Source organism: Nautilia sp. PV-1 (genome assembly GCF_004006315.1).
GTDB lineage: Bacteria > Campylobacterota > Campylobacteria > Campylobacterales > Nautiliaceae > Nautilia > Nautilia profundicola_A.
Map to the genome: position 1 here is coordinate 841271 of NZ_CP026530.1, position 16790 is coordinate 858060.

At 34.4% G+C, this 16790-nt stretch carries 16 protein-coding genes; 14 read left to right on the plus strand and 2 right to left on the minus strand.

What is annotated here, in order from left to right; translation table 11 throughout:
- Positions 1 to 28: 28 nt before the first annotated feature.
- From C3L23_RS04555 to flhA, 3 genes are read left to right on the plus strand one after another with little or no spacing between them, the layout of a single operon-like run.
- On the plus strand, positions 29 to 1879 hold the full coding sequence (locus C3L23_RS04555) for a sensor histidine kinase (protein WP_127680289.1): 1851 nt from the start codon (positions 29 to 31) through the stop codon (positions 1877 to 1879).
- A gap of 40 nt (positions 1880 to 1919) precedes the next feature.
- Entirely contained in the window at positions 1920 to 2336 is a 417-nt protein-coding gene (locus tag C3L23_RS04560) for an Rrf2 family transcriptional regulator (RefSeq protein ID WP_127680291.1), read from the plus strand.
- Entirely contained in the window at positions 2326 to 4515 is a 2190-nt protein-coding gene (gene flhA, locus C3L23_RS04565) for a flagellar biosynthesis protein FlhA (RefSeq protein WP_127680293.1), read from the plus strand. The genes C3L23_RS04560 and flhA overlap by 11 nt, the downstream gene beginning before the upstream one ends.
- On the opposite strand, the gene cmoA is transcribed toward flhA, so the two are convergent.
- Positions 4516 to 5220, minus strand: a complete 705-nt coding sequence (cmoA, locus tag C3L23_RS04570; protein ID WP_127680295.1) for a carboxy-S-adenosyl-L-methionine synthase CmoA — start codon at positions 5218 to 5220, stop codon at positions 4516 to 4518.
- A gap of 49 nt (positions 5221 to 5269) precedes the next feature.
- On the opposite strand from cmoA, the gene C3L23_RS04575 reads away from it, so the two are divergent.
- Genes C3L23_RS04575 through C3L23_RS04595 form a run of 6 tightly spaced genes read left to right on the plus strand, consistent with a single transcriptional unit; the run spans position 5270 to position 10872 of the window.
- Entirely contained in the window at positions 5270 to 6532 is a 1263-nt protein-coding gene (locus C3L23_RS04575; protein WP_127680297.1) for an O-acetylhomoserine aminocarboxypropyltransferase/cysteine synthase family protein, read from the plus strand.
- On the plus strand, positions 6516 to 6677 hold the full coding sequence (locus C3L23_RS09480; protein ID WP_168175708.1) for a hypothetical protein: 162 nt from the start codon (positions 6516 to 6518) through the stop codon (positions 6675 to 6677). Before C3L23_RS04575 ends, C3L23_RS09480 begins: the two co-directional genes overlap by 17 nt.
- Before the next feature lie 8 nt (positions 6678 to 6685).
- The gene (locus C3L23_RS04580) at positions 6686 to 8737 is read left to right on the plus strand and encodes an EAL domain-containing protein (RefSeq protein WP_127680299.1); all 2052 of its coding nucleotides are present in this window, start codon (positions 6686 to 6688) and stop codon (positions 8735 to 8737) included.
- A gap of 25 nt (positions 8738 to 8762) precedes the next feature.
- The gene (locus C3L23_RS04585) at positions 8763 to 9875 is read left to right on the plus strand and encodes a homoserine O-acetyltransferase (RefSeq protein ID WP_127680301.1); all 1113 of its coding nucleotides are present in this window, start codon (positions 8763 to 8765) and stop codon (positions 9873 to 9875) included.
- Positions 9876 to 9910: 35 nt separating this feature from the next.
- On the plus strand, positions 9911 to 10084 hold the full coding sequence (gene xseB, locus C3L23_RS04590) for an exodeoxyribonuclease VII small subunit (RefSeq protein WP_127680303.1): 174 nt from the start codon (positions 9911 to 9913) through the stop codon (positions 10082 to 10084).
- Entirely contained in the window at positions 10081 to 10872 is a 792-nt protein-coding gene (locus C3L23_RS04595; RefSeq protein WP_127680305.1) for a carbon-nitrogen hydrolase family protein, read from the plus strand. Before xseB ends, C3L23_RS04595 begins: the two co-directional genes overlap by 4 nt.
- Here the strand turns inward: C3L23_RS04595 and C3L23_RS04600 are convergent.
- Entirely contained in the window at positions 10869 to 11915 is a 1047-nt protein-coding gene (locus C3L23_RS04600; RefSeq protein ID WP_127680307.1) for a dehypoxanthine futalosine cyclase, read from the minus strand. The genes C3L23_RS04595 and C3L23_RS04600 overlap by 4 nt on opposite strands.
- 79 nt (positions 11916 to 11994) lie before the next feature.
- Between C3L23_RS04600 and C3L23_RS04605 the strand changes: the two genes are divergently transcribed.
- The 5 genes from C3L23_RS04605 to C3L23_RS04625 are packed head-to-tail and all read left to right on the plus strand — an operon-like array spanning position 11995 to position 16779.
- Entirely contained in the window at positions 11995 to 12876 is an 882-nt protein-coding gene (locus tag C3L23_RS04605) for a GGDEF domain-containing protein (RefSeq protein WP_127680309.1), read from the plus strand.
- 1 nt (position 12877) lies between these two features.
- Entirely contained in the window at positions 12878 to 13429 is a 552-nt protein-coding gene (locus C3L23_RS04610; RefSeq protein ID WP_127680311.1) for a CvpA family protein, read from the plus strand.
- The gene (lysS, locus tag C3L23_RS04615; protein WP_127680314.1) at positions 13422 to 14930 is read left to right on the plus strand and encodes a lysine--tRNA ligase; all 1509 of its coding nucleotides are present in this window, start codon (positions 13422 to 13424) and stop codon (positions 14928 to 14930) included. Before C3L23_RS04610 ends, lysS begins: the two co-directional genes overlap by 8 nt.
- Positions 14931 to 14944: 14 nt before the next feature.
- Complete coding sequence (locus C3L23_RS04620) at positions 14945 to 16192, plus strand: serine hydroxymethyltransferase (protein WP_127680316.1); 1248 nt, start codon at positions 14945 to 14947, stop codon at positions 16190 to 16192.
- Between the two features lie 38 nt (positions 16193 to 16230).
- Positions 16231 to 16779 (plus strand): DUF1882 domain-containing protein, encoded by a 549-nt coding sequence (locus tag C3L23_RS04625; protein ID WP_127680318.1) that lies wholly within the window; start codon positions 16231 to 16233, stop codon positions 16777 to 16779.
- Positions 16780 to 16790 lie beyond the last annotated feature (11 nt).

Here is a 16790-nt window from a genome sequence, read left to right on the forward strand (position 1 = left end):
GCATCAGTTTTATAACCGGAGTGTAAATATGAGAATATTAATTACCGTTTTATTTTTAGTAATGTCGCTTTTTGCAAAAAACGTACTGATTTTAAACTCATATTCCATACAGCTTGCCTGGACTAAAGGAGAGCTTGAAGGTATTCTTAAAACCCTTAGGGGTAAAAAAGACTTAAAAAAATATATAGAATTTATGGATACAAAAATCTTCAGACCTAATCCGATAAGAATGTATAATTATTACAATTATTTAAATAATAAATACAAAGGTATCAAATTCGATATTATCATAACGACCGACGACAATGCATTAAATTTCGTAAGAAAATACAAAAACGACGGTCTTTTTAAAAATGCCAAAGTTTTCTTTTGCGGAGTAAACAACCTTAGTCTTGCGGACATATTGGACAAATACATATATACCGGTGTATTTGAAAAAAAAGAGCCTCTTGAAAATCTAAAATTTGCAGAAAAAATAAAAAAAGATCTAAAATACGTATATATCGTATCTGACGCATCCATTTCAGGTACACTGGTTGTAAAACAGTATCTAAATGCTTTTAAACACATTAAAAATATCAAATTTATAGTTATAAACACAAAAGACCTGAACGAAGTTTTAAATAAACTGAAAAACTATCATAAAAATTCAGTAATGATGCTTTTAACTCCTTCAAGCTATCATTTAAACGGCAAACATGTAAATTATGTCATAGCATCCCAGATGATATCAAAGGTTTACAATGATCCGATAATTGTTCATACAGATATATTCGTAAATATTCCTAATACGAATATCGTAGGCGGTAAAGTTACTGATGCCTTTTCACAGGGTGAAGAAGTGGCTAAAAAAGTGCTTGAATATCTTCAGGGCGTTCCGATTGAACACATTCCTTATACATTCGAAAAAGCAAATAAAATGTATTTAAACGTAAAGAATCTGGAAAAATTCGGAATAGACGCTTATTCGCTCGGTTACAAAAACGCAATATATGTAAATAAGCCTACTACTTTCTGGGAGATATACAAAGAGTGGATTGTTACGTTTATCGCTGTTATTGGTGTGATTTTAATATTTTTGATTGTATTGGCGTTTAAAAACAGAAAATTAAGACAGTACAACGAAAAGATAAGAGAATTAAACCAGTCATTGGAATACAGAGTTCAAAAAGCTGTTGATGAAATATCAAAAAAAGATCAGATACTTGCACACCAGACGAGACTTGCCGCAATGGGTGAAATGATCGGCGCCATCGCCCACCAGTGGAGACAGCCGCTTAATACGCTGGCCATAAATCTTCAGCTGCTTCCCGAATATGTGGAAGAACACGGATGTGATGAAGACGCACTTGACGAATTCGTGGAAAAAAACATGAAAACAATATTTTTTATGAGTTCTACTATTGATGATTTCAGAAATTTCTTTAAAGATGACAATAAAAAAACTCTATTTAGCATAAAAGTTGCGCTTGAAGATACGTTAAAATTAATTAACGAACAGCTGAAATCAAAAAATATAGAAGTAAAAATAAACGGGGACGATTTTAAAGTATACGGAAGTAAAACGCAGTTTCAGCAGGTACTGCTGAATTTAATTTCCAACGCAAAAGACGCAATTGAAGAAAACGGTGTTCAAAAAGGTGAAATTGAAATTGTTATTGATTCAAAAAACAAAACAGTATCTATAAAAGACAACGGCGGAGGAATTGACGAAAAAATTATGTATAAAATTTTTGATCCTTATTTTACGACAAAAGAGGTAAAAGGAAGCGGGATAGGGCTATATATGTCAAAAACAATTATTGAAAAATATTTTAACGGCAAACTTGAAGCTTCAAATGCAAAAAACGGTGCAATTTTTACAATAAAGTTTAACTAAAAAAGATAATTTGTGTATAATTTTACAAAAAGGATGAAAGTTGCTGTTTACTAAATCTACCGCATATACATTACACGCACTGGTTGAACTGTCAAAATTCGACAAACCGGTTGATGTTACACACTTGGCTGAAATTACAGAATTACCAAAACCTTTTTTGGCAAAACTTTTACAGACACTTTCTAGAAAAGGTTTTGTTAAATCTTTTAAAGGTATACACGGAGGATTTATTTTAGCCAGAGATCCTAAAGAAATTAAAATTATAGATATCTTTAGAGTTATGGAAGATAAAAATTCTCTTGTGTTTTATTGCTCCAGTGATCCTAAAGACTGTATGAGGGGAAGGGCAAGCATATGTTCTATCAGACCTTTCTTTTCTTTTCTTGAAGACGAATTTTTAAAAATAATACAGCATTATACGCTAGACGACGTAATAAGGATGAAATCTGATAAATAAAGTTAAAAACTCATTAAAAGTATTTAGCGAAATTACCGATTTAGGTGTTGTTGCATTTGTTTTTGCAATACTCTTAATCATTATAGTACCGCTTCCTAGCGGTATACTCGATTTTTTCTTAACTATTTCATTATCTGTGGGCGTACTTATACTGTTATTAAGTTTATATATTCCAAAACCTACTGATTTCACAACGTTTCCGACTATTATATTAATTGTTACGTTATACAGGCTTTCGTTGAACGTGGCAACAACAAGAATGATTTTGTCTAAAGGTTACGAAGGACCCGACGCCGTGTCGAAAATTATTACGGCATTCGGTAATTTCGTTGTGGGAGGAAACTACGTAATCGGAATTATAGTTTTTATTATTCTGGTGATTATCAATTTTATGGTTATTACACAGGGTTCTACCAGGGTTGCCGAAGTTGCTGCAAGATTTACACTCGATGCAATGCCGGGTAAACAGATGGCGATAGACGCGGATTTAAACGCAGGACTAATAGACGAGGCGGAAGCTAAAAGAAGAAGAGCGGAGCTTATCCAGGAAGCCAACTTTTACGGGGCGATGGACGGTGCCAGCAAATTCGTAAAAGGTGACGCAATCGCAGGTATTATTATTACACTTGTAAATATTATCGCCGGATTTATGATCGGTGTATTCCAGCAGGGAATGGATTTGGCCCAGGCGGCGTCAACATATACGATATTAACCGTAGGTGACGGTCTTGTGGGACAGATACCCGCATTAATGGTGTCTACCGCTACCGGTATTATCATTACGCGTGCTACAAAAGATGAAACAAATTTTGCCGAAGGTGTTATCAAGCAGCTTATCAGAGATTATAAGGTAGTGATAATAGTAGGCACTATTCTCTTTTTTATGGCATTTATCCCAGGATTTCCTACTGGAAGCATGATTTTTGTGGGTTCTGTGTTTTTAATTACCGGTTATTTAATGATGGAAAGCGAAAAAGGTGTCGATCCGATTCAGTCCTTAATTGCCAAATTTAAGAAAAAATCACCTCCTAAACCTAAAACTCAAAAAGAAAAAGAAGCCGCCAAAGAAGAAGAGCAAAAACCTAAAAAGTCTCCTGAAGAGCTCGCAAAAGAAGAAGAAAAAGTGCTTGAAGATATACTAAAAGTGGAACTTTTGGAGCTTGATATCGGATATCAGCTTATAAAAATAGCCGATCCGAACCAGGGAGGAGACCTTCTTGACAGAATAAAAACAATGCGTAAAAAAATTGCCCAGGATTTCGGATTTTTAGTTCCTCAAATCAGAATTAAAGACAATCTGCATTTAAAACCTACGGAGTATCAGATACTTCTTAAAGGCGTAGAAGTCGCAAAAGGAGAGATTTTCCCTGACAAATATCTGGCAATGTCAACGCCTATGGTTATTGAAGAGATAGAGGGCGAAAAAGTAAAAGAGCCGGCATTCGGAATAGACGCTATCTGGATAGACGAAGAGAAAAAAGAAGAAGCTTTAATGAACGGTTACACCGTTGTTGACGCGTCAACCGTAATAGTTACCCATATAAGCGAAATAATTAAAAAATATGCCGAAGAGCTGCTAACCAGACAGGATGTACAGGCCCTGCTTGACAGAGTAAAAAAAGATTTCCCGGCTATTGTTGACGACGCAATGAAAGTAGCAAACATTGGTCTTATTCAAAGGGTTTTAAAAGCTCTTTTACATGAAAAAATCCCTATTAAAGATATGATTACGATACTTGAAACGATCGCGGACATTGCCGAATACACTAAAAACATAGACGTAATAGTAGAACATGTAAGAAGCTCACTGAGCCGTGTAATAACCAAGCTTTATGAAAGTGAAGACGGCACACTTAAACTGATAACGTTTGACACTCAGACAGAACAGTATCTGATGAACAAACTTCAGCAGCAGGGTGAGCAGAAACAGTTTATTCTGACCGTGGCGGAAATGAATAAGCTGGTTGAAGAAATAAGCAACGCCGCTGCAGAAATACTTAATAAAGGCATTGCTCCTGTCGTACTAATCGTGGATCCGTTAATAAGAAAACCTCTTGCAGAGATTCTTGAAAGATTCGGTGTTGACGTAGTGGTGCTCTCACACGCGGAAATAGATCCTAACGCCAAATTTGAAGTATTAGGCAGCGTTTCTATAAATTTTAACTCCAAAGAGGGTTAATTATTTAAACGCTATAAATGTGGCAAAGTTGTTCCATCTGAATATTACTTCCGTTTCTTTAAATCCTGCGTTTTTCAGCATTTCAATATTTTCCTGCATAGTATAAGGAATAAGTACGTTTTCAAGTGCTTCTCTTTTTTGGGCTATTTCAAATTCGCTGTAACCCATTTTCTTTTTATATTCATAATATATGTCAATCATTGTTTTATTTAATTTTTTATTTTCTGTAATCAGTTTTTCGCTCATTAAAAAAATTCCGCCGTTTTCAAGCGAATCATATATTCTTTTTATAAGTTTTTCCCGTTTTAGAGGTCTTACAAACTGAACGGTGTAGTTTGCTATTATGGCTTTGGCTCCTGAAAGATCGTACTTTAAAAAGTCGCTGTTTACAAATTCGACTTCAGATCCGAAGGCTTTTGCTTTGTTTTTTGCTCTTTTAATCATAGCAACCGAGTTGTCAATTCCTATCAGTTTTAAATTCTTTTTCTTTTTTGAAAGTTCAATTAAAAATGTACCGGTGGAACTGCCTAAATCTATTACTTTATCTCCGTTTTGGAGGAATTTTTCTAAGATATCAATCTGCAGATTCAGATTTTCTTTATAAAAAGGTACGCTTCTGTTTAACATATCGTCAAAAACACTGGCAACTTCCTCGTCGAATTCAAACTGTTTTTCGATAGGTTTGCTGAAAACTTTATCTTCCATTTTTATCCTTTGGTATAATTATGGTAATTTTATCAAAAAGGATTTTTTTATGAAAGACGCCACTTTAGCACTGCATTTCGGATATGAAAAAGATAAACAAAAAACAATGCAGGTGCCGATTTATATGACGACTGCGTATGAATATGAAGATACCGATCACGCCGCAAGACTTTTTGATCTGCAAGAAGAAGGCAATATTTATACAAGAATAGGAAATCCTACGACAAGAGTGTTTGAAAAAAGAATTTCTGCACTTGAAAGAGGAATAGACGCATTGGCAACCGCCAGCGGTATGGCTGCGATATTTTATTCTATAGCAAACCTTGTACAAAGCGGCGATAATGTAATTATTTCCGATAAACTCTACGGAGGAAGTATTACATTAAATACACAGACTTTAAAACAGTTTGGAATAAGCGCAAAATATTTCAATGTACACACTCCGGAAAAACTTGATGAACTGATTGATGAGAAAACAAAACTGATATTAATAGAAAGTGTTGCAAATCCTGCGTTGACTGTGCCTGATTTCGGTAAAATAACCGAAATTGCAAAAAAACACGGAGTTATTGTAATATGCGACAATACAATTGCCACTCCATACGGAATCAAACCTGTAGAACTCGGTGTAGACATTGTAGTACACAGTGCAAGTAAATATATTGTCGGAAACGGAAGCGCAATAGCCGGCTGTATCATAGAAGCTCCTTTTGCCAAAGATAAGCTTAAAACCGATAGATATTCGCAATTTAACGAACCGGATGAAAGTTATCACGGTCTTGTATATAATGAAAAATTTGATAATCCTTTTATTTCAAGAGCCAGACTGGCTCTTTTAAGAGATTACGGAGCGGTTATTTCACCGTTTAATTCATGGCTTCTTCTGCAGGGACTTGAACATCTGCACCTTAGAATAAAAGAACATTCAAAAAATGCTCTTAAAATTGCAGAATTTTTATCTTCTCATCCTAAAATTAACAAAGTAAACTATCCGCTGCTAAAGTCTGATCCTAATTATCCTTATGCCGAAAAATATTTAAAATATGCGGGTGGAATAGTAAGTTTTGAAGTATCTGATTACGAAACGGCAAAAAATATAGTTAAAAAACTTAAAATTTTTTCGCTTGTCACAAATATTGGAGACAGCAAATCTCTTGCAACACATCCGGCCAGTACAACTCATCAGCAGCTTTCGCATGAAGAGCTTGAAGCCGCAGGAGTTCCTGAAGGTTTAATCAGACTCAGTATCGGACTTGAAGACGTTGAAGATTTGATTAATGATTTAAAGGAAGCCATTGAGAAAACTAATTAATCAGATTTTTTTAATACCTATATTTTTAATTATATTCGGGCTGATAGTTTTTACTATTTTTTATACTTTTTTTGTTGAAGATTTAACTCAAAAAGAGTTTCAGAAAGTAAATAATATTGTTTTGAATAATGAAAAAAAATTTTAAAAAGCAGTATGAATTCTATCATCGATGCCGTCAATATGATAAGAGTGTCGACTTATCAGACTGCAAACAGAGACCTAAAAGAGATTTTAAACCTTGTTCAAAAAGACTTAATGAATTTTAAATCCAACCGCAAGCAGTTTTTTAAACTGCATGCGACAAGAAATATGTTTTTTTATATTATCTCTAAACAGATAACATACCCTGAGCTGTATCAAAGTTACATTAAAGTCGACGGACATAAATATCTGGTATCAAAATATAAAAACAGTGATTATCTTTCTGTAGAAAAAATACTTCCTGACGGCAGCAGGTTCGGTGTGGCTTACAGGCTTGGAATTATCAGAAATATGATTAAAAATGAAATTGTCGAATATATTAAAACAATAAACAAAAAAAACAAATTAAATTATGTAGCTATCGGACAGATTACAAACTGGTTTGCCAAAAAAGGAAAATTCGGAGTAATTATATACCATCCTATTACGTCTTTGATAGGCAAAGAGCTGGACCTGGACAAATCCGATATTAAAGGCAAGTATTATAAAAGAGAGTATTTTAACTGTCTTAAACGAAAAAACGGATGTTTTATCAGCTACTATTATAAAAATCCAAAAACCGGTCTCGAAGAAGAAAAATTTTCATATTTTACGATTTACAGACCTTATAATTACGTTTTTGTAAAAGGGTTTTATTATTCGCAGGTTATGAAAGACATTAAGTCTATACAGGAAGATATTATTAATGACGTTAAAGAACTGCTGACATTTACTATCGTTCTTCTTTTGCTTTTCGTACTGGTTAGTTTCTTTATTGCATATCTTATTTCCAAAAAAATCATGAAACAGACTATTTCACAGTATGAAAAACTTAAAAACAACTATGAACAGTCCCAAAAAGAACTTATGAAAAGGGTTTATTACGACAGGCTCACATGTCTGCCTAACAGAAATAAACTGATTGAAGATATTGAAAATTATAAATCGGTATGTTTAATTGATATAGATGATTTTTCCGATTTAAACGATATATTCGGATATGAAACAGGTGATGAGATATTGGTGCTTATTGCAAAAGAACTTACTAAAAAATACAAAAATGTATACAGAATAGGAAGCGACGAGTTTGCCATAGGCTTGACTTATATCGTTAAAGAAGAAGATTTAAAAGAAATTGTCAGAATGGATATTAAATATAACGATATAAAAATCAATTTTTCAGTCGGAGCCAGCTTTATGAAAGGAAAGCTTCTTGAAACTGCGGAAACAGCACTGAAGCTGGCTTACAAAGACAAAATACTTAAATATAAGATATATGACGAAGCCATTCAAGAAGCACAAAAAGAAAGACTTCAAAAACTGCAGCAGCTGCTTGTCGTATTGGAAAACGAAGACATAATTCCTTATTATCAGTGTATAGTGAATAAAAACGGAGAAGTTATAAAATATGAATCTTTAATGAGAATCAAATACGAAAACAGAATAATTTCTCCTGCGGAATTTATGGATTTGATAAAAGAATTTAAACTTTATAACGCTTTTTCAAGAATTATGATAAAAAAAGTTTTTGAAAATATGGATAAATTCAACGGAATTCCGGTGTCTATAAATCTTTCATATATGGATATTTCAAATGAAAAAACGAAAAAATTTATTTATTCTCTGTTGGAAAAACACCAGATATCAAATATAGTGTTTGAAATACTAGAAACGGAAAGTATTGAACAGTTTGACAAAGTTATTGAATTTATAACACACGTTAAAAGAGACGGCGTAAAAATTGCAATAGACGATTTCGGAAGCGGATATTCAAATCTTATCAATATACTTTATCTTAAACCGGATTATTTAAAACTTGACGCATTTTTAATAAAAAACATCAATAATGTAATGTATTATGAAATAGTAAAATTTATTGTCGAATTTGCCAATAAATTTAATATAAAAACCATAGCAGAATTTGTAAGCGATAAAGAAAAGTTTGAAATACTAAAAAAAATAGGAATTGATGAGTTTCAGGGATTTTATTTTTGCAAACCGAAACCTTTAGACGAGTTAATATGATAAAATTACATGAAAAAAGGCCAATATGAAAATTGAAACTAAAACAGCCAAATTTACTAAGCCTTTATATTTAGAAAGCGGACGTATACTTGAGCCGTGGCAGATAATTTATGAAACGTATGGCGAACTTAATGAAGAAAAAGACAATGTCGTTCTTATAACCCACGCTCTTTCCGGTTCTCACCATGCTGCCGGAATGTATGAGGGAGACAGAAAACCTGGCTGGTGGGACGGACTTATAGGCGACGGTAAAGCTATAGATACAACCAAATATTTTGTTATTTCCACCAATGTCATCGGCAGCTGTTTCGGCTCAACCTCTCCGATGTCACCGATACAGCCGGGAAGCAGTGAAAGATACAGACTCAAATTTCCTGTAATAACCATTAAAGATATGGTAAAAGCGCAGAAAATCCTGCTTGATTCTTTGGGTATCAGACATTTAAAGGCTATTGTCGGCGGCAGTATGGGCGGTATGCAGGCTTTACGTTTTGCCGTGGATTTCCCAGGCTTTTGTGAAAACATTATTCCTATAGCCACAACGTATCAGACAAAACCTTACGTAATTGCCATTAATAAATCCATGATGGAAGCAATCAGGGCAGACAGTGAATTCAAAAACGGCAATTATGATCCGAAAACAATTAAAGAAAAAGGATTAAAAGGTCTTGCCGCTGCTAGAATGATCGGTTATCTAAATTATATATCTCCAAAAACGTTCGAAAGAAAATTCGGAAGAGAATATGTCAAAACGGACGGTATGTTTGAACTTTTCGGAAGATTTCAGGTTGAGAGCTACCTTGAATACAACGGAGCGATGTTCCCTAAATGGTTTGATCCGTTAAGCTACATATATATTTTAAAAGCCATTTCGTTATTTGACATAAGCAGAGGTTTTAATTCACTGGAAGACGCTTTTTCACATATTTCTGATAAACTTCATCTAATATCTTTTAGCGGAGATACTCTGTTTTTTCCGGAAGAAATGAAAGAGATTAAAAACTATATGGACAAAGTCGGCGGCAGATGTAATTATTTTGAAATAAACAGCGATTACGGGCATGACAGTTTTTTGGTTGAACTGGATAAATTTGATTATATTATCAGTGACATACTTGAAGGTAAATATAAAAAATAGAATTTAATAAAATATTGAATTTTGAAGGAGTATTAATGCAGGATTTTGAAAAAAAGCTAAATGAAGCCAAAAAACTTCTTGAAAAGCTGAATGATCCGGAAATAACTCTGCATGAAGCTATGGAGTTTTATAAAAAAGGCGTCAAGCTTTTAGAAGAGGCGACAAAAATGATTGAAGAAGCCAAACTGCAGTTTCAAGAAGTAAAATGAAAATTGCGATTCTTCAAAGCGCCGAACTGCCTTTTGACAAAGCCAAACTGAATTATTATTTAAATATCGCCAAAACCGAAGGCGCTAAGCTGTTTGTTTTGCCCGAATATGTTTTAAACAGATTTTTTAAAGAGCTTGAAAAAATTCCGGTTAATTTCATTAAAGAGCAGTCCAATCATCAGCTTAAGCTGTTAAAAAAACTTTCTTTGGTATATAACATCACTATAATAGCACCTTTGATTATTGTAAAAAGCGGGAAAAAATATAAATCTCTTGTCAGATTTCAAAAAGGCAAGGCAAGGTTTTATTACCAGCAGATTTTAATGCCTTATCCCCACTGGAATGAAGATTCCTTTTTTGAGAAAAAAGAATCAAAACCTCTTATTTTTTCTATCGGTAATATAAGAGTAGGGGCAATGTTTGGTTTTGAAGCCCACTTCAGCAAATATTGGGATTATTTTTCAGAAAAAAAAGCCGATGTGGTTATTGTTCCGAGTGTAGGAACGTTTAATTCGTCAAAAAGATGGTTTGAACTTTTGAAAACGTTTGCATTCATAAAAAACGTATATGTAGCCCGCGTAAACAGAGTAGGCAACTGGAACGAATGGGAGTTTTACGGTGAAAGTTTTGTAGTGAGTCCTGACGGCGAGCTTATAAATTCACTTGGAAACAAAGAAGAGCTTTTAATAACAAATATAGACAAAAATCTTGTTAAAGAATCAAGAAGGGAATGGAAATTCGGACAGCTAAGCCGCAGGCTCACACTGTTTGAACCTGAGTGCCCTTAGTCAAATATTTCTAAAATTTCGTATGCCGTATTTCTTTTAGCCGGGATTTCCCCCACGTCTTTTATCAGTTCTATCATTTCCTGCTGATTCATGGCATTCTGTGCCCCGGCGCTTCTTACAACATTTTCTTCCATCATGGTGGATCCCAAATCGTTTGCCCCGTATTGCAGTGCAAGCTGACCGATATAGCTTCCCTGTGTAACCCAGCTGGATTGTATGTTTTTGAAATTATCCAAGAAAAGTCTGGCAACGGCCAGATATCTTAAATATCTGTTTGAGGATGTTTTTTTAGTTACGATTCCTTCATTGTAAAGTGCCGTATTGTAAGGCTGAAAACTCCACATAATAAATGCTCTGAATCCTCCGGTTTCATCCTGCAGTTCTCTGATAAGATTCCAGTGTTCGACGATTTCTTCAATAGTTTCCACTGTTCCGAACATCATTGTGGCTGTTGTTTTCATACCAATCTGGTGAGCCGTTTTATGAATTTCAAGCCATTTAGAGGTATCGATTTTTCTTGGAGCTATTATATCTCTTACCCTGTCGCTTAATATTTCGGCTCCTGCACCTGGAATTGAGCTTAATCCTTTTTCCTTTAATCTCTCAAGCACTTCTTTAATAGATATTTTTGATATTTTTGCAATATAGTCAATTTCAGGCGCAGAAAACCCGTGTATAGTAATTTGCGGATATTTTTTATGGATGTGCTCTACAAGATCTTCGTAAAAATCTATTTTGAGATTAGGATGAACACCGCCCTGAAAGAGTATCTGTGTCCCTCCTATTTCAATAAGTTCATCAATTTTTTTATCTATTTCTTCGAAACTAAGCACATAAGCGTCTTTGTCTTTTTTGTGTCTGTAAAAAGCGCAGAATTTACAATCTACCCAGCACATGTTTGTATAGTTTATATTTCTGTCTACAATAAATGTGGTTATTTTTTTGGGATGAAGTTCTCTTTTTTTAGCCAAAGCCATTTCACCAAGTGTAATCAGGTCTTCATTTTTAATCAATTCAACGGCTTTTTCTTTTGTTAATCTCAAAATTACTCCTTTTTTTCAAATAATTTTGTATAATTCATTAAATTTGGTTTTTTCCGATAATAACAAAAAAGGTTTAAGAATGGAAGAAATAATTATAAAAATTTCCGAAAAAGCAATGGAAGAGTTGAAAAAAGCTCATAAACCCCCGTATCCTCTATACTATAAGAATGTTTTCATATCTTTAGTCAAACAGGAAGGGATTTTTGAAGAACTCAATCCTAAACTCATGTGTGTAGAACCGGACCTTAATGAAGTAATACTCAGCAAAACTGTTAAAACGATAAAAGAAGTCAGCAACGTTTCAAAAGAGATCAAGCAGGACTCAGAAAGCCTTATAGAAGAAGTTGCTCCTTTGCAGATAGATGATATCAAAGAAGCTATCATGCAGTTCAGCTCAGGACTGCTGCAAAAAATCAACAGACTCGAATCAACTGTTCATGAACTTGAAGTAGAGCTGGATAAAGCATATAAAGAGCTTTTAATAGATCCTTTAACAAAGGTTTATAACAGAAAAGCGTTAAATAAAGACTTAAACGAAATACTCGAAAAAGGAAAAGATAAAAACCTTGATTTGGTAATTGCGATAGTCGATTTGGACCATTTTAAAGATATTAACGATAAATATGGCCATTTAGTCGGTGATTTTGTTTTGATTAAAATAGCCAATATTATCAAAAAAATGATAAGAAAAGAAAATAAAATTTACAGATACGGCGGAGACGAATTTGTTATTATCTTCAACAGAATGACAATGGCTCATGTAAAGCCAATCATTGAGAGAATCGTTCATAAAATTGAAAGTACGCTTTTAAAATATAAAGAAGATTTGATTAAAGTTACAGTATCTGTAGGTATTACACAACATAAAAAAGGCGATACGTTTGAAGAAATTATCAAAAGAGCCGATCATGCACTTTATCAAGCTAAAATCAGCAGAAACGGTTATGAAATAAAGGAATAATATGAGTATATTTGACGGAATTATTATAGCTATAACGCTTATACTGGCGATAAAGGGCTATTTTAACGGTATTATAAAAGAAGTCGCCGGCCTTATAGGTATTATCGGAGGTCTGTTTTTAGCTTCTAAATTTTTTCATCAGACGGGAATTTATATAAATGACCATCTTTTCAACATACCTAACAAATCGGCTGTTGATCTTGTCGGATTTATTGTTGTTTTTGTAGGTTTTTGGGTGTTGGCCGTTTTTGTAGGATTTTTACTTGGAAAAATACTCAAGTTAAGCGCTCTTGGAGTGCTGGACAGAATTTTGGGTTTTATTTTTTCGGGAGCAAAATTCTTTTTGCTTGTAAGTATTATAATTGCAATGCTCTGGCAGGTTGCATTTATCAGGGAAAAAATGAAGAATGTGACTAAAAACAGTTTTTTATTTCCTGTTTTAGTTAAAATTGGCAAAAAAATCATAAATATTACACCTCAGGATTTAGAAAAACTGGGGAAAAATGTTAAAATTTCATACCTAAAACATACAAAGGATACACTGAATGTTTAGTAACGAATATGTAAAACTCAGAATGCAAAAAGCTGATAAGTTAAAAGAAGCCGGTATTAATCCTTACGGACACAATGCCGTAAGAGATACAAAAATCGCAGAATTTTTAGAAAAAAACAAAGATGTTGAAAATTTAGAAAACAGACGCGACGAAAACAGAAAATTTACTGTTGCCGGAAGAGTTAAATTTTTAAGACTTATGGGTAAAGCCGCATTTTTTAAAATTGAAGATATGAGCGGTATATTACAGGTATATATGTCAAAAAACGAACTTGGAGATAAATTCAATCTTTTAAAGAAAAATCTGGAAGTAGGGGATATCGTTGAAGTTACAGGGTATCCGTTTGTAACAAAAACGGGAGAGCTCAGTATTCATGCTGACGATGTAAAAATCCTGACAAAAGCAATACATCCGCTTCCTGAAAAATTCCACGGGCTTACAGATGTTGAAACAAGATACAGACAGAGATATCTTGATATGATAATGAATAAAGAGGTAAGAGATACATTTTTATTAAGAAGCAAAATTGTTTCATTGGTTAGGGAATTCTTCTTAAAACACGGATTTTTGGAAGTTGAAACACCAATGCTTCACACTGTTGTGGGCGGTGCTAACGCAAGACCGTTTATGACACACCATAACGCTTTAGATATCGACATGAATCTTAGAATTGCACCGGAACTGTTTCTTAAAAGACTGATTGTAGGCGGATTTGAAGCTGTCTTTGAATTAAACAGAAACTTCAGAAACGAAGGTATCGACCAGACTCACAACCCGGAATTTACAATGATAGAATTTTACTGGGCTTATCACACAAAAGAAGATTTAATGAAATTGACTAAAGAACTGTTTGACTTTTTATTTGAAAAATTAAATCTTCCTAAACAGCTTCAGTACGGTGATATAACTATTAATTTCGACAACTGGACAACTATTACATATAAAGACGCACTGGTAAAAATCGGAAATGTTCCAGAAGAGATACTTGAAGATGTGGATGCAATGAAAAAATATTTAAAAGAAGCCGGGGTAGAGCTTGAAGAACATATTGATTCTAAGGGAAAACTATGGGCGGAACTTTTTGACGAGTTTGTAGAAAGCAAACTTATAGATCCGACTTTTGTAACTGATTTTCCTATTGAAATTTCTCCACTTGCAAGAAGAAGCGACGAAAATCCTGAAATAGCCGAAAGATTTGAGCTGTTCATTGCAGGACGCGAAATAGCTAATGGATTTAACGAGCTTAACGATCCTCTTGATCAGTATGAAAGATTCAAAGCTCAGCTTGAAGCTAAGGCTAAAGGTGATGAAGAAGGTATGGAAATGGATGAAGACTACATTAGAGCGCTTCAATACGGCATGCCTCCTACCGCAGGTGAAGGTATAGGTATAGACAGACTTGTGATGCTTTTAACAAATTCACACTCTATTAAAGATGTGATATTGTTCCCGACTATGAAACCTAAAAAAGAAATTCAAAACGAAGACGACGTAAAATAAAAAAGGAGATATAAATGAGTTTAAGAGATTACGATATTGACGTTTATTCAATAATTGAAAAAGAGCTTGAGAGACAGACAAACCACTTAGAAATGATCGCAAGTGAAAACTTCACACTTCCTGAAGTTATGGAAGCTATGGGAAGCGTATTTACGAATAAATACGCAGAAGGATATCCGTATAAAAGATATTACGGAGGATGCGAATACGCGGATTTAGTTGAGCAGTTGGCAATTGACAGGGCAAAAGAACTTTTCGGATGTGATTTTGCAAACGTTCAGCCGCATTCAGGAAGCCAGGCGAACGGTGCAGTATATGTTGCACTTCTAAAACCTCTTGATAAACTTCTTGGAATGGACTTAAGCAACGGAGGGCATTTAACTCACGGTGCAAAAGTTAACTTCTCAGGAAAACATTATCACAGTTTCTCTTACGGAATTGACGAAAAAACCGGAAGAATCGATTACGACAGAGTAAGAGATATTGCAAAAATCACTAAACCTAAAATGATAGTTTGCGGTGCAAGCGCATACCCGAGAGAAATTGATTTTGCAAAATTCAGAGAAATCGCTGATGAAGTTGGTGCTATTTTAATGGCTGACGTAGCACATATCGCCGGTCTTGTTGTTGCAGGTGAGCATCCTCATCCGTTCCCGCACTGTGATGTTGTAACAACTACTACACATAAAACATTAAGGGGACCAAGAGGAGGGCTTATTCTTACAAACAATGAAGAATACGCTAAAAAAATCAACAGCGCAATTTTCCCTGGAATCCAAGGCGGACCGCTTGTACATGTAATTGCTGCTAAAGCTGTCGGATTTAAAATGAACCTTGATTCTAGCTGGAAAGATTATGCGAAACAGGTAAAAGCTAACGCAAAAGTACTTGCCGAAGTACTGCTTGAAAGAGGATACGATATTGTAAGCGGCGGAACTGACAACCACTTGGTACTTGTGAGCTTCCTAAATAAAGAATTCAGCGGTAAAGAAGCCGAAGAGGCACTTGGAAGAGCCGGAATTACAGTAAACAAAAATACAGTTCCAGGTGAAAAAAGAAGCCCTTTCGTAACTTCAGGTATCAGAATCGGAAGCCCGGCACTTACTGCAAGAGGCATGAAAGAAGATGAGTTCAGACTTATAGCTACAAGAATTGCAGATGTTCTTGATGATATTTACAATCTTGAACTTCAGGAAAAAGTAGCGGCTGAACTTAAAGAACTTGCAAGTAAATTTGTTATTTACGACAGACCTACTTATTAATTTTCGGGGGTTCTTCCCCTATAATAAAAGGAGAGAAATTGGCTTATACTGTTGATATCTCATTAATTAAAATGAATAAATCCTATTATTATGAATATAAAGGTACAATTGTAAATAAAATAGTTTATAAAGGCAGAACATATTTTGACAAATATGAAAAAATCGACAGACCTTTAACATTTCAGATAATGAATGAGCATGCTGAAAGAAAAATTATAGTCGCACATGATTTAATAAACAGACAGAGAAATATTGTTGAAAACATAGTGTTTGATTATAACGGGAGAGATCCTGAAAGATTTTGGAACAGGGCAAGTCTGTTGCTGAGAGAAGAGGGCTTTTTGAATTTTACTGCTTATCATTCAAAAACACCGGGACATTTGCACCTTTATATTCATAAAGGACACACGACATTAAACGAAGGAATACAAATTGCTAAGTCATTATCGATGAAACTGGCTACAAAACTTCCTAAACAGTGGAGGGTGTTTCCGACTGACGAGCTGCCTAGCGAATTTAATATTTTAAATTTGCCTTATGAACTGTATAAAAAAGAAAGAGGAGCTGCGTGGGCTAGACACATGTAGCAAAAAGGAGA

Coding starts and splice junctions, on each gene's coding strand:
- C3L23_RS04610 (WP_127680311.1), top strand. CDS start 12,878: ATGAGTATATTTGACGGAATTATTATAGCTATAACGCTTATACTGGCG.
- C3L23_RS04580 (WP_127680299.1), top strand. CDS start 6,686: ATGAATTCTATCATCGATGCCGTCAATATGATAAGAGTGTCGACTTAT.
- C3L23_RS04605 (WP_127680309.1), top strand. CDS start 11,995: ATGGAAGAAATAATTATAAAAATTTCCGAAAAAGCAATGGAAGAGTTG.
- cmoA (WP_127680295.1), bottom strand. CDS start 5,220: ATGGAAGATAAAGTTTTCAGCAAACCTATCGAAAAACAGTTTGAATTC.
- lysS (WP_127680314.1), top strand. CDS start 13,422: ATGTTTAGTAACGAATATGTAAAACTCAGAATGCAAAAAGCTGATAAG.
- C3L23_RS04595 (WP_127680305.1), top strand. CDS start 10,081: ATGAAAATTGCGATTCTTCAAAGCGCCGAACTGCCTTTTGACAAAGCC.
- C3L23_RS04620 (WP_127680316.1), top strand. CDS start 14,945: ATGAGTTTAAGAGATTACGATATTGACGTTTATTCAATAATTGAAAAA.
- C3L23_RS04585 (WP_127680301.1), top strand. CDS start 8,763: ATGAAAATTGAAACTAAAACAGCCAAATTTACTAAGCCTTTATATTTA.
- xseB (WP_127680303.1), top strand. CDS start 9,911: ATGCAGGATTTTGAAAAAAAGCTAAATGAAGCCAAAAAACTTCTTGAA.
- C3L23_RS04555 (WP_127680289.1), top strand. CDS start 29: ATGAGAATATTAATTACCGTTTTATTTTTAGTAATGTCGCTTTTTGCA.
- C3L23_RS04575 (WP_127680297.1), top strand. CDS start 5,270: ATGAAAGACGCCACTTTAGCACTGCATTTCGGATATGAAAAAGATAAA.